Raw genomic sequence first — 23,446 nt, forward strand, 5'->3', positions numbered from 1 at the left:
AAAAGGCAACCCTTTCCAGTCTATTTCTTTTATGATAGCATGACTCAGGAATTTATGCCATTTTTTATACAAAAAAAAGTAAAAAAGACACAGAACGATTATTTTTCTGGAAGCAATTGGAAACTAGTAGTGCGCTCTTCACTGTCCAGATTTTTCACAAAATTATTTACTTCTTCTAATGTAACTGTTTCCATTAAAGGTAAAATATCAAAGAGAGAAGCAGATTTCATTACATATTGGCTAAATTGGTTGGCAATAAACTCTGGTGAATTAAGCGAGCGTAAAAATTGTCCAATACGTTTACGTTTTACTAAAGCTAAATCCGCTTCATTTAAGCCGTTTTTAGCTGCTGCTTGAATCGCCTCAATAATTTTAGTTGTTTGCATATCTGGGGCTTTTGCATCCCCACCAACAAGGACAAAGGAAAAACTGTCTTGAAGTGTATAATCATAACCAAAACTATCATCAATAATTCCTTCGTTGTACAATTCTAAATAAGTATCAGATGTAGTTCCAAAAAGCATTTCAAGCGCTACATCACCAATAATTTCTTGTTTAAGTGCTGCTTGTCCTTCTAGAGAGCCTATATCTTCTTTAATACCTACCATATTTTTAGCAATTTGTACTGGAAAGTGAATTTTACGTTCTTTTACAGCGACAGTTTTTGGTTCATCTGGAAAATGACGTTTGATTGGAGCTGCCTCTGTAAAATCTTTTTTCGCTTGATTTGCGCGAATTTGGTTCATCATTTCTTCTGGCTCAAGGTTACCAACGACAAACAGTACCATATTGCTTGGATGATAAAAAGTATTATAACAAAGGTACAGCAAATCTTTGTTAATTTCTGCAATTGATTCAACAGTTCCAGCAATATCAATTTTCACTGGATGGTTGTGATACATATTTTCGATTACACCAAAGTAAGCGCGAAAATCTGGATCATCATCATACATTCTGATTTCTTGACCGATAATTCCTTTTTCTTTTTCAACTGTTTCTTCTGTAAAATATGGTTCTTGCACGAAATCGATTAATGTTTCTAAGTTTTCTTCTACACGAGAGGTGCTTGAGAAAAGATAGGCAGTTTTTGTAAATGAAGTAAAGGCATTCGTAAAAGCGCCTTTTTCACCGAATTTAAAAAATACATCACCGTCTTCTTTTTCGAACATTTTATGCTCTAAAAAATGAGCTATACCATCGGGTACTTTAGTGAATTCAGTTTCGCCAATTGGAACGAAATTATTGTCAATTGCACCGTAGTTAGTTGTAAAAACAGCATACGTCTTACTAAATCCTTGTTTTGGAAGAAGGTAGACTTGTAAACCATTAGACATTTTTTCATGAAATACAGCTTCTTTTACTTGTTCAAATGTGATTTTTTCCATGAAGTTCTTCTCCTCCCTTGCTCAAGAAATATATTGTGTCTGGCTTGATTTTATTAATAGCAGCAACTACTTCTTGTTTTGTTGCTTGTTTAATTTTTATGATCCAATTTTCTAGGTCTAAGTTTGCTTCGCGTAAAACGTTATTATAAGCAAGTTCAATTAAACCTTGTGCTTGGTCATTTGTTTCAAGCAATTGATTAATGAGCATTTCTTTTGTTTGATTTAATTCGTCTTCAGTGAAATCGCCTTGTTTCATTGCGACGATTTGTTCTTCAATAATGGTTAAAGCTTGTTTATAATTCACTTCATCAATTCCCGCTGAAATTATCATATAGCCTTTGAAAGAATCAATTCGGCTGGAAGCATAGTAAGCTAGACTTGCTTTTTCACGAACATTGATAAAGATTTTGGAATTTGCAAAGCCACCTAAAAGTCCATTAGCGAGTTGAAGAGCAACAAAATCATCGTCTCCAAATAATGTTTCTGTTTGATAACCAAGCACTAGTTTCCCTTGATTGATTGCTTGTTGCTCATGGATGACACGAGTTTCTTTTGGCGCCTCTTTTGTATAGAAAACACCTTTTCGTTCTGGACGGGGTGAAAAAGCCATCTTTTCGATAAGCGGCATAACTTCTTCTTTTGTTACATCGCCGCAAATAAAAATTTCAATGACATCTTCTTTGATAAATTTCAAATAGTATTCATATAAATCTTTTGCAGTGATCGCATCAACATCTTCTAAAACTCCTGCCGCGCCGTAGCGGAATTCATCGTCTTGGAACATTTCTTCTACTAGTCTTTTAGAAGCAAAACGAATTTTATCATCATAAATTCCTTCTAAACTGCTTTTTAAATTCTCTTTTTCACGAGCAACTATTTCTTCATCAAAAGCGCCATTTGTTGCATTTGGCTGAAATATGGCTTGTTCGATAAAAGCAAATGCATCTTTTAAAATATTCTCGCCATCAGAAACATATTGACCGTCTATCATATCGAAAACGACAGTTAAAACGTGTTCATTTCCTTTTTTGGCCGTAGTTGTATAGAAGTTTGCGCCATATAAGTTAGCTAACTGCTTTCTGAAAGCCGTTTGCGTCGGATATTTTTCACTGTTTGTTTCTAGCAAAATTGATAATAATGATCTTTTTGTAACTGTTTCTCTCTCTAATGGAGCGCGAAATTTAAAAACAATTTTATTAGATTTATATTTTTGGGTGGGAACGATTGTTAGTGCAACCGGACCAACTTTTTCTTGAAATATTTTGTCTGTCATTATAATGCTCCTTTCAAGCAATGATCTCACTTTCCTATTGTATCCTAAGTTGTTGCCACACACAATTTTCTAGCATAAAAAAACAGCCTAGAATAATATCTAGGCTGTCCTAATGTTTTATTTGCCTTTAATGTAGTTAACACCATCTGCTTTTGGAGCTTCGGATTTACCGATAAACCCAACTAGCGCAAGGATTGTTAATACATAAGGCGCAATTTGTAAGTAAACGTCTGGAATGTCTTTGAAAAACGGTAGCGAGCCCCCAGTAATTGCCAAACATTGCGCAAAACCGAAGAAGATTGCTGCTCCCATTGCTCCAAGTGGATTCCATTTACCAAAGATCATTGCTGCAAGGGCCATATAACCTTGACCGGAAATAGTTGCGTGTCCGAAATCAAGTGTAAAGGATTGCGCGTAAACTGCACCACCTAGACCACCAAGAATACCAGAGATGATAACACCTTGGTATCTCATCCAACGTACTTTAATTCCCATCGTATCAGCTGCAAGAGGATGTTCCCCTACAGAACGAAGACGTAAACCAAAGCGCGTTTTATAAATGATAAACCACGATGCGATTGCAAATAGAATCGCCACATAACTCATCACCGGAATGTTTTTAAAGAAAATATCACCAATAACTGGAATATCACTTAAAACAGGAATATCTGGTTTACCAAAGTAATATTTAATTTGGTCAGTTTGGCCTTTATCATAAATTACTTTTACAAGGAATAAAGATAGACCAGTTGCTAAAAAGTTAATCGCTACACCACTGATTACGTGGTCAGCGCGGAAGTTAATTGTTGCAACGGCATGAACAAGAGAGAACAATCCCCCAACGACCATAGCCGCAATAAGTGATATCCAAGGAGTTAAATTGCCAAAAGTATCTTGGAAAGTAAGGTTAAAGACGATAGCTGAGAATGCTCCCATAACCATCATACCTTCTAGTCCAATATTAACCACACCGCCTCGTTCTGAATAAACGCCCCCGAGTGCGGTAAAAATTAGTGGGCCTGCCATAAGCAGTGTACTAGAAACAATTGTCGCTAAAATGGCTGTCATTCTGCTTTCGCCCCCTTCTTAAATTTTGCCATCGCCCAGCGGATAATGTAGCTGGATGCCACAAAGAAGATAATCAGAGCGATAATTACATTGACTAATTCGTTTGGAACGCCTGCAACTGCTGGCATGTTTAGTGCTCCGACTTTTAGAGCGCCGAACAAGATGGCAGAGAAGACAATCCCAATTGGAGAACTTCCTCCGAGTAACGCAACGGCAATACCGTCAAAACCAATTCCTGGAGAAGAAGTTAATACATAAGCCGTTCCATAAGTTCCAAGGCCTTCCATTACGCCACCAAGACCAGCGAGCGCTCCGGCAATAACCATAGAAAAGATAATTGTTTTCTTTACACTCATACCGGCATATTGCGATGCATTTTCGTTAAATCCGACTGCTTCGATTTCATAACCAAAAGTAGTTTTATTTAACATTAACCAAATAATAAGTGCAAAACCAAGGGCTATTAAAATCCCCCAATGTAGTGACGAATAATCAGTCATTGATTGCAATAATTCAGATTGTAAAGACGCAGATGCATGAATTTCTTGTGTTTTATCTAATCCGTCTGTAAGTAAATTTTGTACTACATAGTTGAAAATATAAAGTGCTGTATAGTTAAGCATGATTGTTACAATAACTTCATTTACTCGTAAAGTTGCTTTTAAAATACCTGGAATGAATGCCCAAAGTGCACCAAAAACCATACCAGTAATAATTGCAAGTGGTAAATGAATCCATTTAGTTAAACCATCAAAGTTTACAGCGATGATAATGGAACCTAACCAGCCCATCAGCATTTGACCTTCCGCACCAATATTGAAAAGTCCGGCTTTAAATGCAACTGCAACAGATAGACCAACTAAAATGTACGGTGTAGCTTGGCGGATTGTTTCACCAATATAGAAATTTTCACCAACGACACCTTCTATAAGTGCTGAATAACCAGCAATTGGGTCATATCCAAAAATAAGCATGATAATCGCACCGCAGATAAGTCCAAGGATAACGGCTGTAACTGGGATAACTAATGCTTGTAGTCGTTTAGACATGCTCTTTCTCCCCCATTTCCGCTTCCTGTTTGGATGAACCAGCCATCATCAGACCAAGTTCTTGCTCCGTTGTTTCTTTCGGATCAACAATAGCAACGATTTTCCCTTCGTATATAACCGCAATACGGTCACTTACATTCATGATTTCATCTAATTCGAACGACATAAGTAAAACAGCTTTTCCATTATCTCGTTGTTCAATCAAGCGTCTATGAATGAATTCAATTGCTCCAACATCTAGTCCACGTGTTGGTTGAGCCGCAATTAAGAAATCTGGATTACGGTGTATCTCCCTTGCAATAATCGCTTTTTGTTGGTTACCACCAGAAAGTGATTTTGCTGCTACGTATTCGCTACTTGCGCGAACATCGTATTCTTCAATTAACTCGCGTGCAAAGTCATACATTGCTTTGTGATTCAAGAAACCCTTACTAGAAATAGGTTTCTTATAGTACGTTTGTAAAGCAATATTTTCTCCAAGTGACATCTCAAGTACTAAACCATGTTTATGACGATCTTCTGGAATATGTCCTAAACCAGCTTCCGTAATTTTACGTGGTTTTTTATTCTCAATGTGTTCACCATTTAGAAGAATACTTCCACTTGTTACTTTAGAAAGACCTGCAATTGCAGAAATGAGTTCACTTTGACCATTACCATCGACCCCAGCAATTCCGACAATCTCGCCCGCTCGAACAGTCAAATTAAGTCCACGAACACTTTCGACGCCGCGGCTTTCTTTAACAACTAAATCTTTTACTTCTAAAACGTCTTTCCCAGGAGTTGCAGCGATTTTTTCCGTTGTAAAAACGACTTCACGACCAACCATTAAATTAGCTAAGTCTTGCGGAGTTGTTTCTGGAACGTTTACTGTACCCATGCCTTTACCACGGCGGATAACAGTTACGCGATCACAAACATCCATAATTTCTTTTAGTTTATGTGTAATTAAAATAATTGATTTCCCTTCTTTTATAAGAGAACGCATGATTTGAATCAATTCTTTAATTTCTTGGGGCGTTAAAACAGCTGTTGGTTCATCAAAAATCAAGATATCCGCACCACGATATAGTGTTTTTAAGATTTCCACACGTTGTTGCATTCCGATAGAAATATCGCGGACAATAGCATTTGGATCAACTCGTAAACCATATCGGTCAGAGATTTCTTTAATTTCTTCTACCGCTTTTTTCTTCTCGATAACTCCGAGCTTGCTTGGCTCTTTACCAAGGATGATGTTTTCTGCAACCGTAAATTTATCCACTAACATGAAATGCTGATGGACCATTCCGATTCCAAGTTCATTCGCTTTGTTCGGGCTATTAATATTTTCTTTAGTACCGCGAACACGAATTTCTCCACCATCTGGTTCATATAGACCAAACAAGACGTTCATTAGCGTAGATTTTCCTGCGCCATTCTCACCTAACAAAGCATGGATTTCGCCCTGCTTTAACTGTAAGGTGATGTTATCATTTGCTACAAATCCAGAGAATTCCTTCCTGATTCCTAACATTTCAATAACAAAGTCCACTTCTTCACTCCCCTTGTCGTCTGGTTCAAACTGGAAAAACAGCCACACGCGCGATTCTCTCGAAGGACGCCGCCTCTCCCCGTACTTCCTCCCGAAGAAGGTTCCGAGTTTTTTATCCGTTTGTTGTTCAATGACTTTTTTCGCTAAAGTGCTTCGGTATGTTGCTAAATACGTTTCATTATACCATCTATGTACAAAAGCTTGTCCTCACATTTTTAAGCGGTTAAAAAAGCCATCTCCTTATTTTATTTCTAAATGGCATTCATTGCAATCATAAATTCCAATATACCGATTATTTTCTTTTAGTAAAAGGGTTTACCTATCATATTAAAACGCTTACAAATTATTTTTTTATGAAAGCCGATATGCTTAATACCGACTTTCATAAAAGGTTTTACTTCGTTCATATTACTCAGTTTTTATAACTATAAAATCAAGGTTTTTCTGGAACTTTAATGTCCCCATCAACGATTTTTTGTTTGTATTCTTCTACTTTAGCTAAAACGTCTTTAGAAATATTATCTTGATGTTCAGATAGCCCTACAGCATCTTTATCAAGACCATATTCAATTTTAGTTCCGCCAGGGAAATCTCCAGCTTTAGTACGAGTTGCAAGGTCATCTACAGCGATATCAACGCGTTTGATTTCAGATGTAAGTGTTACATTGTAATCTTTGCCATCGTTTGCTGTAACTTTTCCTTCGTCCCATTGGTCACGGTCAACACCGATTACCCAAACAGCACGGCTAGGATCTTTTTTCTTCAGGTTTTTAGCTTCTGCAAAGACACCGTTACCAGTACCGCCAGCAGCATGGAAAATTACGTCAACTCCACTTGAATACATGGAAGAAGCAATTTGTTGTCCTTTGTCTGCTTTTGCGAAATCGTTTGCATATTGTACATCAATTTGTGCGTTAGGATTAACAGCTTTTACACCAGCAGTGAAACCAGCTTCAAAACGGTCGATAACAGCTCCTTTTACCCCACCAACAAATCCAACTTTATTTGTTTTTGTTGTTAAGCCGGCTACAACACCAACTAGGTAAGAACCATCGTTATCTTTAAATCCAATACTTACTACATTATCACGGTCATCAATTGTGTCATCAACAATAGCGAATTGATTTTTAGGTTTTTGTTTAGAAACTTCTTCAATTGCATCTTTCAGTTTGTAACCAATTCCGTAAATCAAATCATAGTCGCTACGAACAGCAGTGTTTAAGTTTGTTTTGTAGTCTGCTTCAGAAGCTGATTGCAAATAGTTATAACCGTCTGTACCTTTTTCCATGTCGTTAGCTTTACCAAATTTTTGTAAGCCTTCCCATGCTGATTGGTTAAACGAACGGTCATCAACGCCACCAGTATCTGTAACCATAGCTACTGTAAAATCTTTACTGCTCTTATCATCGCCACTTTTTTTATCGTCGCTGCTCGAACCACAAGCACCTAAGACAACGCCAGAAGCAATAATCATTGATAGTGCTAAAGCAAATGTACGCTTTTTCACCTTAAAACCCCTCCCGAGAGATATAATGTTAGTCAGAGCTTTCTGTCAAAACAAACATTCAGGCGCGTATTAAAAAATTATGTATGGTCCCTTTTTCGGAAAACGCACAAAAACATTTAACGTCTTCTCTAACTGTTCTTAATATAACATGGAAAATAAAATAAATAAATAACCAACTTCATAAATTTTTAATGCAAATGAATTCAGAAAATTTAATTCTGTCGGAATCATTCGATTTCAAGCTTATCCCTAGGTGGAAGCGCGTTAACGTGAAAAAGCAAACAATCTGATTTATTTGCAATCCGATTTTATTCCCTTCATAATAAAAAATAACGATGAAAGGCGGGATGAAAATGACAAAAATAGGTTTTATCGGTTTTGGGAGTATGGCAACGTTGATAGCCACTAAATTGATTGAAACAAAGGTTTGTACTCCAGAGGAAATCATCCTTTACTCTAGTTCGGCAAACGACCATTTCAAGCAATTTTATGATAAATATCCTACAACCGAATTAGCAGCCAATGAAGCAGAAGTTTTTACAAAAGCAGATCATAGCTTTATTTGTAAATTACCTTTAGCTGTGTTGCCCCTTATTAAAGATTGCGAGGCTGTATTAACAGCAGATCGCCATGTGATTTCGATTGCAGCTGGGGTTAGTACTTCTGATATTTTGGAACTATCTCCGAGTTTACAAGTAAGTAAATTAATACCTTCAATCACAACAGTAGTTAGTGTTGGAACTACCTTAATTTCACACGCAGATACTGTTTCGGAAACGAACAGCAATTGGTTAGAATCAGCTTTTGAAAATTTCGGACATGTGATGACAATTCGAGAAGAAAATATTGACATTGCGAGTGACTTAACGAGTTCCTCACCTGGTATTATAGCGGCTATTTTCGAACAATTCGTGGAAGCGGCTCTTCGCAGATCGACTTTGTCAGATGCGGAAATTTTTCAAATGATTAATTTTGCTTTAGCTGGGACTTCTAAACTCTTAGTGGAGGAAGATTATACATTTAGCGGTTTAATCGACCGTGTTGCTACAAAAGGCGGGATTACAGCTGAAGGCGTTGAACTTAGCAAAAGCAACTTACCTTCTTTTTTCGATGAATTACTTGACCGTACTCAAGGAAAATACGCTACAAGTAAAAAAGAAATTGAAGCTCAAAAACGAGATCTACTTTCTTAAAAAAGAGGTTGCGATTTTAGTCGCAACCTCTTTTTATTTATTCTATATCTGGAGGAAGTTCCACATTGACCCGTCGCGGTTTACTACCTTCATGAGGTCCAACTACTCCTCTTTGCTCCATTTCATCAATTAATCTGGCTGCCCGGTTATAACCAATTCGGAATTTTCGTTGTAACATCGAAACGGAAGCTGTTTGCATTTCTACAACAAGTTCGACTGCTTCATGATACAGCTCATCCGTTACTTCCCCTTCAACTTCAGGAATATCATCAGGAATCATTTCCTCGTTGTACTGCGCTTTTTGTTGTGAGATAACATAATTAACTACATCTTCTACTTCTTTATCTGATAAAAAGGCGCCTTGAATACGAGTTGGCTTACTAGAACCGACTGGCAGTAACAACATGTCTCCGCGACCTAGTAGTTTTTCTGCTCCACCCATATCAAGAATTGTTCTTGAATCTATCGAACTCGATACTGCAAAAGCGATTCGAGATGGGATATTCGCTTTAATGACTCCAGTAATTACATCCACAGATGGACGTTGAGTCGCGATAATCAAATGAATTCCCGCGGCACGTGCCATTTGCGCAAGTCGTGTAATCGCATCTTCCACATCGTTCGAAGCAACCATCATTAAGTCGGCTAACTCATCTACTATCACAACAATAAATGGTAATTCCGGTTGTTTTTCTTCGTTAAGTTCATTATGTTTTTTTACGTAATCATTATAACCTTGCATATTTCGTGTGCCTGTATGCGAAAATAAATCATAACGCCGCTCCATTTCAGCAACTACTTTTTGTAAAGCTTGAGCTGCCTTTTTGGGATTAGTAACAACTGGTGCTAGTAAATGCGGGATACCATTATAAACATTTAATTCAACCATTTTTGGATCAATCATCATCATTTTTACTTCATGTGGTTTAGCTCGAAGCAAAATGCTCGTAATAATCCCATTAATACAAACCGATTTACCACTACCAGTCGCCCCCGCTACAAGTAAATGGGGCATTTTATCAAGACTTGCCATCATTGCTTCACCAGAAATATCTCGACCAAGAGCAATTTGTAATTTTTCATCTGGGTTATTTTTTGGATTATTTTCTAGTACTTCCCGTAAAGAAACCATCGCTACATTCTGATTTGCTACTTCAATTCCAATTGCTGATTTACCAGGAATTGGCGCCTCAATGCGAATATCTTTCGCTGCTAAAGCAAGCGCAATATCATCACTTAAGGAAACAATTTTACTCACTTTGACTCCGACTGACGGTTGCACTTCATATTTTGTAACGGCTGGCCCAAGATGCACTTGAGTGATTTTTGCTTTCACACCAAAACTTTCGAATGTGTCTTCTAATTTTTTCGCATTAACTTTAATTTGATCGTATTCTTTACTTTGATCAGTTACTTTGGCAGGTTCTAAAATATCCACTGACGGTAATTGATAGATTTCATTTTCAAAAGACTCTTGTTGGAACATTTCTAAATCTTTTTCTTTCACATCGGACTCTGTTTTTTCTTCTAGAGGGGCTTTTTCTTGTTCTACTTTAGAACTAAAATTCGAAATAATTGGCGGTGTTTTTTCTTCTTTTGAAGCATCTATTGGTTGGCTTACCTCGATTACTTCATCCGCTTCTACTTCAACTAATTTTTCCGCTTTCTTTTTATCTCGTTTAGCTTTTACTTCTTTCCCTTTTTCCGTTGCAGCCTTACCTTTTGAAAATAAGTAGCGAACGAATTCAGTAATTTTCGAGAAAAATTGGCGTACAGAAATACCTGAAACTAGTGAAAATCCATAAATGATTAAAAGAATGGCAATAATATTCGTTCCAAGTCGGTCTAGTAAGAAATAGGTAACTGAAGTAATAGCAGCCCCAATCATTCCTGCACCAACAAAACCTACTTGATTTGGTCTAAATAAATTTTCTAGAACTAATTTCCATGTACTAGAAACAACAGGCGCATTGGCACCTAAATTATGGATGATGAAATACATATGTATATACGTTAAAAATCCTAAAACAATGAGATAGACACCTACTAATCGTTTGCTAAAAAGGTGTGGCATCTTTCTTCTAATTACCATGTATCCGCCGAGAACGATACTCCCAGCAAGTAATACATAACTAAGAAGACCAACAAACATTTCAGCCAGGGCAAAGAAACCTCTGCCAACAAAACCTAATTGTAAAATCCCGATTATCCCTATTGCTATCAGAACAGCACCCGTTATCTCTAAACGAAAAGAAGCTGATTTTTTCTTTTTTGAACGTGTGGACGTTTTCTTTCGCCCAGCCGTTTTTTTCTTTTGTGTCGCCATTTCAAGTCCCACCTATTCCTTTTTTGCTTGTTTTATTATAGCACATCTATCCGTCCTGTAGCTCATACTATAGCCCTATTATACAAACAAATGTTTCCTTTCGTCAAAAAACCACATATCTCAAGTAAGAGACATATGGTTTTAGCTTTGTTATAGGTGTGGTGTTTTCGTATTCATCAGCTTTCCGCCGCGGACTTCTGACATGCTTCCCCCGACAGCTAAGAAGGCATCTGGATCTATTTCGTCCAGAATAGCTTTCACTTTCACTTCTTCAAATCTTGAGACGATAACGAAAACTACTTTTCTTACATCACCAGAGTATCCACCAGTTGCATCTAAGTATGTTACGCCTTTTCCTAGTTGCTCCATGATTTCTGCACCGATTTCCTCGTAATACCGACTAATAATAAAAGCACTTTTCGATTCATCTACACCTTGAATAACAATATCAATAACTTTATACGCAAGGAAATACGTAATTAATGAATACATAGCTCTGTCCCAGTTAAATACAAGTCCAGCAACGATGAAAATCACAATATTGATAAACATAATAATTTGCCCGGTTGAAAATGGTGTTCTTCCGTTGATAATGATGGAAATAATCTCAGTCCCATCAAGTGCTCCACCATTACGAATAACAAGTCCTACACCAAGACCGAGTGTCATTCCACCAAAAACAGTCGCAAGTAATAAATCATCTGTCACTGGGTCCATATCATGTAAAACAAGTGTCACGATCGACATAACTGCAATCCCGTACAAAGTAAAAAGTGCAAAAACTTTTCCGATTTTCCGGTAACCAATAATGAAAAATGGAATATTAAGTACAAAAGTTAAAACCCCTAAAGGTAGCGGTGTTAACTGAGAAATAATAATGGAAATACCAACGACTCCACCATCTAAAATCCGGTTGTTTACAAGGAAAAGTTCTAAACCTACCCCCATTAAAATCGCCCCAAAGGTAATCATTAGAAATTTATAAACAAACCACTTCAGTCTTTTTCTGCGTTCTTGTTTTACTTTTTTTAAAGCTAGTTCTTCCATAAACGATTCATTTATTTGCACATAGCTCACGCCCAATCCTTACTTCATTCTTTATTTTAGGCAATGAAAACAGGATTTGCTTTCATCAACAAAATTTTCGCTTCATATTTAATAAGTATACCATAGCTGTTTTGTACTTGTACATATAGTTAACTATAAGAAGCATTTATTTTACGGTTCGGTTACTTGCCAGTCTTAATTTGCTATAGTATAGTATTAATGCGCAAACTTGTGGAGAATTTTTCTTACACATGAAATACATTTTGAAGGGTGATAAGATTATGAGTGACTATCAAGTGTTGTTATATTACAAATACACAACGATTGATGATCCAGAAACTTTTGCAAAAGAGCATCTTGCTGCTTGCAAAGAAATGGAGTTAAAAGGCCGGATTTTGGTGGCTACTGAGGGGATTAATGGCACCGTTTCGGGAACAGTAGAAGCAACAAACAAATATATGGATTATATGGCAAATGACGCTCGCTTCGCTGATATGGTATTTAAAATTGACGCGGCTGACTCCCATGCTTTCAAAAAAATGCATGTCAGACCTCGTGCTGAAATTGTTAGTTTAAGTTTAGAAGAAGATGTCAATCCACTTGAAATTACAGGTGATTATTTAGAACCTGCTGAATTTCGCGAAGCACTACTAGACGAGGATACTGTTATTTTAGATGCTCGGAATGATTATGAATTTGATATTGGCCATTTTCGTGGTGCAGTTCGCCCAGATATTCAGAACTTCCGTGAACTACCAGGCTGGATTGAAGATAATCGCGATCAACTAGAAGATAAAAAAATCGTTACTTATTGCACTGGTGGAATTCGCTGCGAGAAATTTTCTGGCTGGTTGAAAACTGCGGGCTTTGAAGATGTAAGTCAACTTCATGGCGGCATTGCAACGTACGGTAAAAATGAAGAAACAAAAGGTGAACTATGGGATGGACAAATGTACGTCTTTGATGAAAGAATCGCCGTTCCAATTAACCAAGTAAATCCTACTATTGTAGGGAAAGATTACTTTGACGGCACACCTTGCGAACGTTATATCAATTGTGCAAATCCATATTGTAATAAACAAATTCTCGCTTCTTTAGAAAACGAAAAAAAATATTTGCGCAGTTGTTCGCATGAATGCCGCGTTCACCCAGCAAATCTTTATACAAAAGAATTATCTAAAGAAGAATTTACAGAACGACTTCAAGCGATTGATGAAACTTTACCGGAAACGGTTCAATAAACGAAAAACCAGCATTGCTAAATGAATAGCTGCTGGTTTTTTTATTTTCTATTTGCAAGTTGAACTAAATCAATTTCTCGTAAACTACCCCATTTTGCAAGTTCACCACTTACAATTAATGGTGTTTCTTTTAGTTCTGCAATATTTTTCGCATTTGCTAAAACAAAGAGTCCTCGCAACTGTTCTTTCCAAAGTTCTAACTTTTCGATCGTTTTTGATACACCATCTTTTTTCAGTGAATAAATAATTTGCCCAGCCATCCCAACACTATCTGCTCCTAGCGCAAGTGCTTTGACAATATCTAACGGGTTTCTAATACCTCCAGATGCTAAATATGCTATTTTTGGCGCGTCAGCATGTTGCATATCTATTAATGCTTGCCCAGTTGAAATACCCCAATCAAGTAAAAAATTATAGGCTTGGTCGCGGCGGCGATCATTTTCAATTTGCGCAAAGTTAGTTCCACCTTTTCCGGCTAAATCTACTGTTGTAACGCCGATTTCAGCTAGAGTCTTTACAGTCTCTCGTGTCATTCCAAAACCAACCTCTTTGACGACAACTGGTACTGGAGAATTTTTTACATATGCTTCGATTCTTGATAACCAGTGACTAAAGGAACGGTCGCCTTCTTGCATCACCAATTCTTGCGCAGGATTTATATGAATTTGTAGCGCATCTGCTTCTAACATTTCGATTGCGCGAATTCCGTCTTGAATATCCACTTCTGGGCTAACGTTGGCTAAAATGATACCTTTTGGATTAACTTCTCTAACGACTTGATATGTATCTATTAGCGAACTGTTTTTTAGAGCTGCAGACTGGGAACCAACGGCCATCGGGATAGCTACTTCGCGAGCTATTTCAGCGAGTTCGGCATTAATTCTCTTTGTATGCCGGCTTCCTCCTGTCATAGCATTAATATAAAATGGAAATGGTACTGTTGCTCCTAAAAAAGTTGTTGTTAGATCAATATCTTTCACATTGTAGCGCGGGATAGATGTCCCAATCAATTGAATATCTTCTAAACTCGACGGAGCTAAGTTCTCATTTTGCTTTACACCAAGAGCAACATGTTCGTCTTTCCGGCGTTCTCGTAATAAGTCATCGTTCTTCTGCATGTATTAATCCTCCAAAAAATCGCTAATTTCTTTCTAACCTTAAGCAAAAGTTAAAACGTTTTTAAAAATGGTTTCTTTCTCTTCAGAAGTTGGTTGATATACTTCTCCATTAAAAAATAAAATAAGTCCATGAAAAGTTTGAATATCGTCTTCACAGTCTTCGCAATATTCTACTTCTTCCTCATTCCAAGCCGCTAACAAACAATCTTTCTTTGTTTGATGGTTAGGGTAATTTCGCAGTAAACCTTCTGCTAATTCTTGGTACTTCGCAAACGCAGCTTCTTTTTCTGAAAAAGTAAAGTCTGCTTGAATAGAAGTTTCCCATTCCTCAAAAAACCACCAAGGCTCGTATTCTCCTTTAGTTAGATAGACATTCCATTTTGTCATATCAAAAACTCCCAACACTAAATATAATACACATATTATAGCATAAGCTCCTTTGAAATACTGGAATGCAAATTTTTGAAAGTAACAACAAAAAAAGATACACTGGTAGTAAGGAAAAATAAAAGGAGTTGGTTTCGTCATGGCTAGAGATACAGCGATTTTGAGAGTAACTGGATTTGTACAAGGTGTTGGGTTTCGTTACACAACAAAACACGTCGCTTACAAATATGACATTAGTGGAACAGTGAAAAATTTAGACGATGGTTCCGTTGAAATTCATGCAATTGCAGAAGAAGAAAACTTAAATAAATTTATTGATGCAATAAAAAAAGGACCTTCACCTGGTTGCCGTATTGAACATGTTTACATTTATAAAGGCGCGCCTGTTGAAGATCGAAAAACGTTTGATATTGTTTATTAAAAATCCAAAAATAGTGGTTGTGCTATAGCTCTTTTTGCATTATAGTTAATGAGTACTAAAACCTTGAAAGGAGCGACTGCGTGGCATGATTTCCATTTTGCAAATCTTACTTGAACCAGAATTCATTTCACTCACAGTGACGTTTTTATTAATGTTGACGATTTTTAGTTATTGGTCGGCCATCACATTATTAAAACCGAAAATGGTGCTACCCGCTGACGCTACCTGCTTAAAGCCAGTAAAGACTTTACTTCGAGCACATTTTGTTAGAACCTCGCCTAATTTTATTATTAATTGGCTGGCTATTACTAAGAAATGTAGCGCCATTACTGATGATGAAGACAGTTTTTCATTTTCCAACAGATGAAATGATTATTTTACTATTTAGGAGGAAAATGAAACATTGAAAAAGAAAAATATTATTTTAATTAGCGTATTACTAGGTGCTCTACTATTACTTACAGGTTGTAGTATGGACCCGTCACAAAATACAGATGGTTTTTTCAGTACTTATCTAATCCAACCATTTACTAGCTTTATTATGTTCGTTGCAAAGTTTGTTGGGGGTAATTACGGGATTGCGATTATTATTACAACGTTACTTATCCGTGCACTCATTATGCCACTAAACTTACGTACTGCTAAAGCTCAAATGGGCATGCAATCCAAAATGGCAGTTGCCAAACCAGAAATCGATGAAATTCAAGCTCGACTAAAACGTGCTACATCGAAAGAAGAACAAGCAAATATTCAAAAAGAAATGATGGCCGTTTATTCCAAGTATAATATCAATCCGATGCAAATGGGTTGTCTACCATTACTTATTCAAATGCCGATTTTGATGGCGTTCTATTATGCTATTCGCGGATCTTCCGAAATTGCTAGTCACACATTCTTATGGTTTAACTTAGGTTCACCAGATATGGTACTTGCGATAATCGCAGGTCTTGTCTACTTAGCACAATATTTTGTTTCCATGATTGGTTATTCACCAGAACAAAAGAAACAAATGAAAATTATCGGCTTAATGTCGCCAATTATGATTTTATTCGTTTCCTTCACAGCTCCTTCTGCCCTAGCGTTATATTGGGCTGTCGGCGGACTATTCTTAGCTGGTCAAACATTACTAACGAAGAAACTTTATATGAATAAACATCCAGAAATCAAAGTAATGGAACAAGAAGAAAAAGAATTTGAACAAATTGTAGAAGAACAAAATAAAGAAAAATAAAAGAAACCGCAACCTCGTTATAAGGTTGCGGTTTTTCTATTTGGATTTCGGTTCAATGTATGGAAGCGTAATTTTTATAGTAGTACCTTTATCCGGCTCACTAACTGCATTAATCGTTCCTAAATATCCTTCGACTAATTGTTTAGCAATCGCAAGTCCGAGGCCATTACCACCTTTTTCACGGCTTCTGGCTTTATCTACACGATAGAAACGATTAAAGATCTTATCAATTTCTTCTTGTGAGATGCCTTCTCCGTAATCACGCACATCAATATGGATTTGCTTTTGTTCTTTATAGACATGCATATCCACCTCAGTGCCATCACCCGAATATTTCACTGCGTTATCCATAATAATAATTAAGATTTGTTCTAAATGATTATGTTGAATAAGCGCTCGTAAATCCGTATCATCTTCTTTTAAAGTAAACGTAAAGTTCTCATACATTACTTCAAAATTACGTCTCACTTGCTCAACTGTTGCGTTTACATCGGTAATTTGTAATTCTTTCGTTTGAGAAATCTGTTCTGCTCTTGATAAATCGAGCATTTCTTGTACTAATTTTTTCATCCGTTCTAATTCCGTTAACGAAGCATTTAACGATTCATCCAGTACTGCCGGGTCGTCTTTCCCCCACCGAGTTAGTAACTTCAGGTGTCCTTCCATGATTTGAACTGGTGTCCGAAGTTCATGGGAAGCATCTTCAACGAATTGTTTTTGTTGTTCAAAACTAGTTTCAATTCGCGTCATCATATCGTTAAAAACAACGGTCAATTCGCCAATTTCATCTCTGGAATTCGTTTTCGTTTCGATTCGTTTTTGAAAACCATTTTTACGAATATCATTCATAGTACGTGCTAACCGAGTGAGTGGATTTAAGAAGTTCTGTGCTAGTAAGTAACCGAGCATTCCACTAATAAAGAGCGCTACTGCTCCAAGCAAAATCATTGTTACTAGAAGCCGGTCCATCATCCGATTATAGGAAGTTAGCGGATTTACCACTTGCGCATAACCGATCACTGTCGTATTATCATCTGCCACAATTGGCATTTGTGCAGTCATCATTTTCTGCCCTTCAATGGTTGGCTTATTCATAATAAATTTATCCGTGCCGCTAACAAAATACTGCGAAAAATCGATACTCGTAATATCTTGGTTTCTGGAAAAATAATACTTATTAATAAAATGACCATCTTTATCGTATAGATTAATCACTTGATCTTGTAATTTACGATTAACGGTTTTATCGTTATTAAATAAATATTTGATTTCCTCATTGTCCGTTAAATCTTGGTTTGTTAACGTACTTGTAGTTGCTAGAAGCAGTTCTTTTACTTCCGGTTCTTCTTCATTTAGCAACATTTGCCCAATCCCTTGGTAAATCGCATAGGAAAATAAGAAAAATGTTAGAAAAATCGCTGCACTAGCTCCAAAAGTCCATTTAAATTTCAAAGAACGACTTTTTAAGGAGAATGGGCTAGTTGTCATGTACGCATCACATACCCAGTCCCGCGAACTGTTTGGATGTAACTTTCTTCGTCAGGATGATCAATTTTATTTCGCAAGTAACGAACATATACATCTACTACATTCGTTTCTACTTCTGTTTCATAACCCCATACTTTGTTAAGTAATACTTCCCGAGTAAGAACAATATTGACATTTTCCATTAAAGTAAGTAGTAGTTCATACTCGCGTTTTGTTAAATCAATAATTTCTTCATCGCGTTTTACAATCCGATTTTCTTTTTCAACGATTAAGTTGCGGTATTGTAGCGTTGTTTGTTTAGCAGATTGTTCTGCATTTTCTACTCGGCGTAATAGTGAACGCAGACGTGCAAGTAGTTCTTCAATTGCAAATGGCTTAACGATATAATCATCTGCTCCGTGGTCAAGTCCAGATACGCGATCAATCACAGAGTCTCGCGCAGTTATCATAATGATGGGCGTTTGTTTCACTTGGCGTACACGACGACAAACCTCTACCCCGTTTAAATGTGGTAACATTAAGTCTAGTAAAATAGCATCCCATTCTTCATTTAGTGCGAGTTCTAGCCCAGCACGTCCATCATTAGCAACAGCAGTTTCATAATTTTCGTGTTGTAATTCTAGTTCAATAAAGCGTGCTAAGTTTTTTTCATCTTCTACGATTAATATTCTATTCATTTGGCCTAACCCTCTCTTTCGATCATTACACTATATTCCTATTACTATTGTAACGAACTTTGGCTCAAAAACAACTAATAATAGCGCATAAATAGATATTTCCTGTATTTTTTAGCACTTTACCATTATTTACTAATTTAAATCTCATAAAAAAACATCCACTCGTGAAAGTGGATGCTTAATTTTAAATCAATCTTCAACTTGTGGCCATTCTGTATGGAATACGCCTGGTTTGTCAACTCTTTCATACGTATGAGCACCAAAGTAGTCGCGTTGAGCTTGAATTAGATTTGCAGATAATACTTCAGAACGATAGCTATCGTAATAGCTGATTGCTGCAGTGAAGGTTGGTACTGGAATACCAGCTTTGACAGCTTCTGCTACTACAGTACGAAGGTCGCCTTGGTAGTTATGCGCAATATCTTTGAAATATGGATCTAATAGTAAGTTTTTAAGATTTTTATCTTTATTATATGCATCAGTAATTTTTTGTAAGAAACGAGCACGGATAATACAACCAGCGCGGAAAATTTTCGCAATTTCGCCGTATTGTAGGTCCCAATCGTTCTCTTCACTAGCTGCTCTCATTTGTGCAAAACCTTGTGCATAAGATGCGATTTTGCTGAAATAAAGTGCACGGCGAACAGATTCAACAAATGCTTTTTTGTCGCCTTCAAAACGATAATTAGATGGACCAGATAAAACAGTACTTGCATAAACGCGTTCATCTTTAAGTGCAGAGATGTAACGAGCAAATACAGATTCAGTAATTAAGGAAAGTGGAACACCTAAGTCAAGTGCGCTTTGGCTAGTCCATTTACCAGTTCCTTTTTGTCCAGCTTTATCAAGAATAACATCGACAATTGGTTTACCTGTTTCTTCGTCTTTTACTTTTAGAATGTTTTTAGTGATTTCGATTAAATAGCTATCTAATTCTCCGTTATTCCATTCTTCAAATACGTCAGCAAGTTCATCATGGCTTAATCCACCGATTTCTTTCAAAATAGTGTAAGCTTCTGCGATTAATTGCATATCGCCATATTCGATACCATTATGCACCATTTTAACGTAATGTCCGGCACCATCTGGACCAATATAAGTCACACATGGTTCACCGTCTGCTACTGCAGCAATTTCACGTAAGATAGGAGCTACAAGGTCATATGCCTTGCGCTGACCACCTGGCATGATAGAAGGACCTTTAAGTGCGCCTTCTTCTCCGCCTGATACACCAGTTCCGATGAAGTTAAATCCTTCTTCACTTAGTTCTTTATTACGACGAATCGTATCTTTGAAGAAAGCATTACCGCCATCAATTAAAATATCGCCTTCGTTTAAGAAAGGTTTAACTGCTTCAATCATCATATCTGTAGCATCGCCAGCTTTTACCATAATAAGGATACGGCGAGGCACTTCAAGAGATTCGACAAATTCCTCTAAACTATAAGTTGGTACTAATTTTTTGTCCGCATTTTCTTCCATAACCGCTTTCGTTTTTTCAGTAGAACGGTTAAAGATAGATACTGTATGACCGCGGCTTTCAATGTTTAGAGCCAAGTTACGACCCATAACGCCCATTCCTATAACGCCAATTTCTTGTTTTGCCATTTTGCACTTCTTCCTTTCCGGTTTATTAAGGCAGAAAAATCTGTCTTACTTCAACATGACACATAAAAGTATCAACATCATTTACTATATCAAAGAATTGCTTCTTGGACAATGAATCAATCCGAATTATTTGACTTTTTTTTATTAATTTAGCTTTCTCAGTAAAATTTTCTCATTTTTTGCCGATTCAGCTAAGTCAATGACGAGTTGTGTCAGTTTTTCTAACTGCTCTACGGAAATAGTTTCTTTTTCTGAATGGGCATGTTCATAACCGGCTGATAAGAGCATTGTAGGCACGCCTTTTTCATTAAGCACGTTGGCATCAGTACCGCCTTCTAAAAAGATCTCGCTAGTCTTTAAAGCTTGTTTTTTAGCTGCTTTTTGAAAAATATTCATAAGTGGATGTTGCGGGTGGATTTTGTAGCCTTCGTAAATAAGTCTTGTATCTTCTGCTAATGTAGCGCCATATTTCTCACAGGTTTGATTAAAACGTTCTCTGATTGTTTGGATATGAGGTAATGCCTTCCTAAAACTAGCAGCAGATTTGAACAGAACTTCTAATTGGGCATCTTGTTGATTTTCATCATTTACTCCACCAGAAAACGACTGGATTTCCCATCTGTTCTCGCGGTCAATCCGGCCTGGTCTCGTTGCATGAAGCGCCATTCTCGCTACTGATATGGGTGACATCTGGGTCGCATCAGGGCTTGCAATCGTGAAATCAACTGCAACTAATGTATTCGCTTGTAATTGATAATTCCCAACTTCTCCAGGAGCATCGAGACAATAACCATACGCTGCTGTTATTTTTTCTTCTGGAAATAAACGCATCCCAATCATGCCCAGTTCTTCTTTAGTAGTGAAAATGAATTCAATTTCCCCATGAGGCGTTTCTTCTGTACTAAAATAATCCATTGCCGCTAACATGGCTGCTACTGCTGCTTTATCATCTGCCCCTAAAGAAGTCCCATTTAGAGAAGTAAATATGCCATCTTCTACTTGAAATTCTGGTGAAGCTGCATTTGGATGCGTATCAACGTGGCCACAAAAGAAAATGGTCGGAAATTTCACAGCTGTTGCGGGAATTCGCGCAATTAATCCGTTATCCTCATCTAAACTGTAGGGGATATTTAATTTTGTTATTTGTTTTTTTATGTAAGTTAACACTGCTTTTTCTTTCCCAGAAACAGATGGGATTTGAATTAATTCTGTAAAATATTTTTTTACATTAGCTATCATCTTGTTTTCACCTACATTCTTCCTTTTTGCTTAAAAAATAAATAAACCACTTGAAATTTACTGTAATTATAAGTAAGATGGATATATCTGAAATGCTTTATGAGAGGAGTTTTCTTCCGCAATGACTAATAAAAAAGTAGTTCGCGTTGTCGTTATTTTAATGTTAATCGCGATTGTATTATCCAGCGTTTTAACCGGGTTACTAATGTTTTTATAGACATCCGAGGTCTGAGCCAATTTGGTTCAGGCTTTTTTTATTTTTTTCCTCAAAAAAAGAGCAGCACCCGAAAGTACTACCCAAGACATCTAGGGAGTTTAGGGGTATGGATCTAGATGTACTAAACAATACCCGCTAAACCTAGATTAAAACATTTTTAATACAATGCTGTATTTTCTTTGGAAATCTTTTCGACATTGGCTTTAATTGCTTGTAAGAATTTACCTGCTAGTAGGCCGTCTAAAATACGGTGATCGATGGATAGACATAGGTTCACCATATCTCGTACAGCAATCATATCGTCAATAATGACAGGACGTTTAACAATCGATTCCACTTGAAGAATAGCTGCTTGTGGATGATTAATAATTCCCATTGATTGAACAGAGCCAAATGAACCAGTACTATTCACAGTGAAAGTACCACCTTCCATATCGGCTTGGCTCAGTTTACCATTACGCGCTTTTCCAGCAAGTTCGCTTATTTCGCGAGCAATGCCTTTAATGGATTTTTCGTCTGCATTTTTAATAACTGGAACGTACAATAAATCACCAGCTGCAATCGCAATCGAAATATTGATATTCGCGTGCTCAATAATTTTATCGCCTGCCCACGTGCTGTTAAGTTGCGGGAATTCTTTCAATGCTTGTGCAACGGCTTTGATGAAAAAGGCGAAATAAGTTAATGAATAACCTTCTTCTTTTTTAAAGCTATCTTTTACTGTATTACGGTAACGAACAAGTCCAGTTGCATCTACTTCCACCATCATCCATGCGTGCGGAATTTCTTGTTTGCTCACGCTCATATGTTTAGCAATGGCTTTTCTTACGCCATTGATTGGGATTTCTTTATCGCCAGCTGCGGAACGAACAGGTGCAGGAGTTGGTGCTTTTTCTTGTGCTCTATTTGTTGGTTCCTCTGTTTTAGTAGCTACTGGTCCGTTTTCGATGACTTGAAGTAAGTCTTTTCTTGTAATTCGGCCACCTTTACCTGTGCCTTCTACAGTGGATAAATCAATATTGTTTTCACCAGCAATTCGTAGTACGGCTGGAGAAAATCTTCCACTAGCTGGTGCTTCTGCTAGTTTCACTTGTTTTGTTTCTTGTTTTTCTGGAGCTTTTGTTTCTGTTTGTTCTACTTCTTCAGCAGGCTCAGAACTTCCTGCATCTGCTGTTTCAATTGTACAAATAACCTCGCCCACTTCAAGCGTTTCGTCTTCTTCTGCTAAAATTTCTTTAATTGTCCCGCTAAAAGAAGATGGGATTTCTGCTGTTACTTTGTCAGTAAGTACTTCTGCGATAGCATCATATTTTTCAACTGTATCGCCTGGTTTAACTAACCATGAACTAATCGTACCTTCTGTTACACTTTCCCCTAATTTGGGCATGGTGATTTTTTCAACTGCCACGGGTCTTCACTCCTTTAATTTAAAACGGG

General features: G+C 37.1%; 21 protein-coding genes. 6 read left to right on the forward strand and 15 right to left on the reverse strand.

All coding sequences use genetic code 11. The annotated features are described in order from the left end of the window. Window positions 1-98: 98 nt before the first annotated feature. From yfmH to AC4PG0_RS01610, 6 genes are all read right to left on the reverse strand, one after another. Window positions 99-1,385 carry an EF-P 5-aminopentanol modification-associated protein YfmH gene (yfmH, locus tag AC4PG0_RS01585; protein WP_492167503.1) on the reverse strand — a complete coding sequence of 429 codons (1,287 nt, stop codon included), beginning with the start codon at window positions 1,383-1,385 and terminating at the stop codon, window positions 99-101. Then, window positions 1,366-2,658: an EF-P 5-aminopentanol modification-associated protein YfmF gene (gene yfmF, locus AC4PG0_RS01590; RefSeq protein WP_033533049.1), complete on the reverse strand. Its 1,293-nt coding sequence runs from the start codon at window positions 2,656-2,658 to the stop codon at window positions 1,366-1,368. The genes yfmH and yfmF overlap by 20 nt, the downstream gene beginning before the upstream one ends. A gap of 117 nt (window positions 2,659-2,775) precedes the next feature. Next, the gene (locus AC4PG0_RS01595) at window positions 2,776-3,726 is read right to left on the reverse strand and encodes an ABC transporter permease (protein WP_003727462.1); all 951 of its coding nucleotides are present in this window, start codon (window positions 3,724-3,726) and stop codon (window positions 2,776-2,778) included. After that, complete coding sequence (locus AC4PG0_RS01600; RefSeq protein ID WP_003762163.1) at window positions 3,723-4,775, reverse strand: ABC transporter permease; 1,053 nt, start codon at window positions 4,773-4,775, stop codon at window positions 3,723-3,725. Before AC4PG0_RS01600 ends, AC4PG0_RS01595 begins: the two co-directional genes overlap by 4 nt. Continuing rightward, window positions 4,768-6,309, reverse strand: a complete 1,542-nt coding sequence (locus tag AC4PG0_RS01605; protein WP_492167502.1) for an ABC transporter ATP-binding protein — start codon at window positions 6,307-6,309, stop codon at window positions 4,768-4,770. Before AC4PG0_RS01605 ends, AC4PG0_RS01600 begins: the two co-directional genes overlap by 8 nt. Before the next feature lie 433 nt (window positions 6,310-6,742). Continuing rightward, a complete protein-coding gene (locus AC4PG0_RS01610) occupies window positions 6,743-7,816 on the reverse strand; it encodes a BMP family lipoprotein (RefSeq protein ID WP_003766833.1) in 1,074 nt (357 codons plus the stop codon). 353 nt (window positions 7,817-8,169) lie between these two features. On the opposite strand from AC4PG0_RS01610, the gene proG reads away from it, so the two are divergent. Continuing rightward, window positions 8,170-9,009 carry a pyrroline-5-carboxylate reductase ProG gene (gene proG, locus AC4PG0_RS01615; protein WP_033533050.1) on the forward strand — a complete coding sequence of 280 codons (840 nt, stop codon included), beginning with the start codon at window positions 8,170-8,172 and terminating at the stop codon, window positions 9,007-9,009. A 37-nt stretch (window positions 9,010-9,046) separates the two neighbouring features. Here the strand turns inward: proG and AC4PG0_RS01620 are convergent, their stop codons facing one another. Both AC4PG0_RS01620 and AC4PG0_RS01625 read right to left on the reverse strand, forming a co-directional pair. Then, on the reverse strand, window positions 9,047-11,335 hold the full coding sequence (locus AC4PG0_RS01620; protein WP_045553028.1) for an FtsK/SpoIIIE family DNA translocase: 2,289 nt from the start codon (window positions 11,333-11,335) through the stop codon (window positions 9,047-9,049). A 150-nt stretch (window positions 11,336-11,485) separates the two neighbouring features. After that, window positions 11,486-12,412, reverse strand: coding sequence for a YitT family protein (locus AC4PG0_RS01625; protein ID WP_003727465.1), 927 nt, complete (start codon window positions 12,410-12,412; stop codon window positions 11,486-11,488). Between the two features lie 251 nt (window positions 12,413-12,663). Here AC4PG0_RS01625 and trhO point away from each other — a divergent pair, with 251 nt between their 5' ends. Next, window positions 12,664-13,623, forward strand: a complete 960-nt coding sequence (gene trhO / locus AC4PG0_RS01630; RefSeq protein WP_033533052.1) for an oxygen-dependent tRNA uridine(34) hydroxylase TrhO — start codon at window positions 12,664-12,666, stop codon at window positions 13,621-13,623. A 41-nt stretch (window positions 13,624-13,664) separates the two neighbouring features. Here the strand turns inward: trhO and fni are convergent, their stop codons facing one another. Then, a complete protein-coding gene (gene fni, locus AC4PG0_RS01635) occupies window positions 13,665-14,741 on the reverse strand; it encodes a type 2 isopentenyl-diphosphate Delta-isomerase (protein ID WP_003771757.1) in 1,077 nt (358 codons plus the stop codon). A 39-nt stretch (window positions 14,742-14,780) separates the two neighbouring features. Next, complete coding sequence (locus tag AC4PG0_RS01640) at window positions 14,781-15,128, reverse strand: DUF1033 family protein (protein ID WP_003766820.1); 348 nt, start codon at window positions 15,126-15,128, stop codon at window positions 14,781-14,783. Window positions 15,129-15,267: 139 nt separating this feature from the next. Between AC4PG0_RS01640 and AC4PG0_RS01645 the strand changes: the two genes are divergently transcribed. The 3 genes from AC4PG0_RS01645 to AC4PG0_RS01655 all read left to right on the forward strand — a co-directional run bounded on the left by AC4PG0_RS01645 (window position 15,268) and on the right by AC4PG0_RS01655 (window position 16,780). Next, window positions 15,268-15,549, forward strand: a complete 282-nt coding sequence (locus tag AC4PG0_RS01645; RefSeq protein ID WP_003771753.1) for an acylphosphatase — start codon at window positions 15,268-15,270, stop codon at window positions 15,547-15,549. Between the two features lie 85 nt (window positions 15,550-15,634). Beyond that, window positions 15,635-15,916, forward strand: coding sequence for a hypothetical protein (locus tag AC4PG0_RS01650; RefSeq protein ID WP_010991524.1), 282 nt, complete (start codon window positions 15,635-15,637; stop codon window positions 15,914-15,916). A 36-nt stretch (window positions 15,917-15,952) separates the two neighbouring features. Continuing rightward, window positions 15,953-16,780 (forward strand): membrane protein insertase YidC, encoded by an 828-nt coding sequence (locus AC4PG0_RS01655; RefSeq protein ID WP_003771748.1) that lies wholly within the window; start codon window positions 15,953-15,955, stop codon window positions 16,778-16,780. Between the two features lie 36 nt (window positions 16,781-16,816). Here the strand turns inward: AC4PG0_RS01655 and AC4PG0_RS01660 are convergent, their stop codons facing one another. The 4 genes from AC4PG0_RS01660 to AC4PG0_RS01675 form a co-directional block, all read right to left on the reverse strand. After that, window positions 16,817-18,268 (reverse strand): HAMP domain-containing sensor histidine kinase, encoded by a 1,452-nt coding sequence (locus AC4PG0_RS01660; protein ID WP_003771747.1) that lies wholly within the window; start codon window positions 18,266-18,268, stop codon window positions 16,817-16,819. Then, on the reverse strand, window positions 18,265-18,945 hold the full coding sequence (locus tag AC4PG0_RS01665; protein WP_003719652.1) for a response regulator transcription factor: 681 nt from the start codon (window positions 18,943-18,945) through the stop codon (window positions 18,265-18,267). The genes AC4PG0_RS01660 and AC4PG0_RS01665 overlap by 4 nt, the downstream gene beginning before the upstream one ends. A 189-nt stretch (window positions 18,946-19,134) precedes the next feature. Then, window positions 19,135-20,553, reverse strand: a complete 1,419-nt coding sequence (gene gnd, locus AC4PG0_RS01670; RefSeq protein ID WP_003727468.1) for an NADP-dependent phosphogluconate dehydrogenase — start codon at window positions 20,551-20,553, stop codon at window positions 19,135-19,137. A 144-nt stretch (window positions 20,554-20,697) separates the two neighbouring features. Further along, window positions 20,698-21,792: a M20/M25/M40 family metallo-hydrolase gene (locus AC4PG0_RS01675; RefSeq protein ID WP_003762138.1), complete on the reverse strand. Its 1,095-nt coding sequence runs from the start codon at window positions 21,790-21,792 to the stop codon at window positions 20,698-20,700. A gap of 121 nt (window positions 21,793-21,913) precedes the next feature. Between AC4PG0_RS01675 and prli42 the strand changes: the two genes are divergently transcribed. Continuing rightward, entirely contained in the window at window positions 21,914-22,009 is a 96-nt protein-coding gene (gene prli42 / locus AC4PG0_RS01680; RefSeq protein ID WP_087942097.1) for a stressosome-associated protein Prli42, read from the forward strand. Window positions 22,010-22,166: 157 nt separating this feature from the next. On the opposite strand, the gene AC4PG0_RS01685 is transcribed toward prli42, so the two are convergent. Further along, window positions 22,167-23,417: a dihydrolipoamide acetyltransferase family protein gene (locus AC4PG0_RS01685; RefSeq protein WP_010991521.1), complete on the reverse strand. Its 1,251-nt coding sequence runs from the start codon at window positions 23,415-23,417 to the stop codon at window positions 22,167-22,169. Between the last annotated feature and the right edge of the window lie 29 nt (window positions 23,418-23,446).

It is taken from the genome of Listeria sp. MAN/IMW/UF464 (assembly GCF_058683955.1).

Bases quoted from the DNA above. Each gene is read 5' to 3' on its own strand.
- yfmH (WP_492167503.1), bottom strand. From the start codon at position 1,385: ATGGAAAAAATCACATTTGAACAAGTAAAAGAAGCTGTATTTCATGAA.
- yfmF (WP_033533049.1), bottom strand. From the start codon at position 2,658: ATGACAGACAAAATATTTCAAGAAAAAGTTGGTCCGGTTGCACTAACA.
- AC4PG0_RS01595 (WP_003727462.1), bottom strand. From the start codon at position 3,726: ATGACAGCCATTTTAGCGACAATTGTTTCTAGTACACTGCTTATGGCA.
- AC4PG0_RS01600 (WP_003762163.1), bottom strand. From the start codon at position 4,775: ATGTCTAAACGACTACAAGCATTAGTTATCCCAGTTACAGCCGTTATC.
- proG (WP_033533050.1), top strand. From the start codon at position 8,170: ATGACAAAAATAGGTTTTATCGGTTTTGGGAGTATGGCAACGTTGATA.
- AC4PG0_RS01620 (WP_045553028.1), bottom strand. From the start codon at position 11,335: ATGGCGACACAAAAGAAAAAAACGGCTGGGCGAAAGAAAACGTCCACA.
- trhO (WP_033533052.1), top strand. From the start codon at position 12,664: ATGAGTGACTATCAAGTGTTGTTATATTACAAATACACAACGATTGAT.
- fni (WP_003771757.1), bottom strand. From the start codon at position 14,741: ATGCAGAAGAACGATGACTTATTACGAGAACGCCGGAAAGACGAACAT.
- AC4PG0_RS01640 (WP_003766820.1), bottom strand. From the start codon at position 15,128: ATGACAAAATGGAATGTCTATCTAACTAAAGGAGAATACGAGCCTTGG.
- AC4PG0_RS01645 (WP_003771753.1), top strand. From the start codon at position 15,268: ATGGCTAGAGATACAGCGATTTTGAGAGTAACTGGATTTGTACAAGGT.
- AC4PG0_RS01650 (WP_010991524.1), top strand. From the start codon at position 15,635: ATGATTTCCATTTTGCAAATCTTACTTGAACCAGAATTCATTTCACTC.
- AC4PG0_RS01660 (WP_003771747.1), bottom strand. From the start codon at position 18,268: ATGACAACTAGCCCATTCTCCTTAAAAAGTCGTTCTTTGAAATTTAAA.
- AC4PG0_RS01665 (WP_003719652.1), bottom strand. From the start codon at position 18,945: ATGAATAGAATATTAATCGTAGAAGATGAAAAAAACTTAGCACGCTTT.
- gnd (WP_003727468.1), bottom strand. From the start codon at position 20,553: ATGGCAAAACAAGAAATTGGCGTTATAGGAATGGGCGTTATGGGTCGT.
- AC4PG0_RS01675 (WP_003762138.1), bottom strand. From the start codon at position 21,792: ATGATAGCTAATGTAAAAAAATATTTTACAGAATTAATTCAAATCCCA.
- prli42 (WP_087942097.1), top strand. From the start codon at position 21,914: ATGACTAATAAAAAAGTAGTTCGCGTTGTCGTTATTTTAATGTTAATC.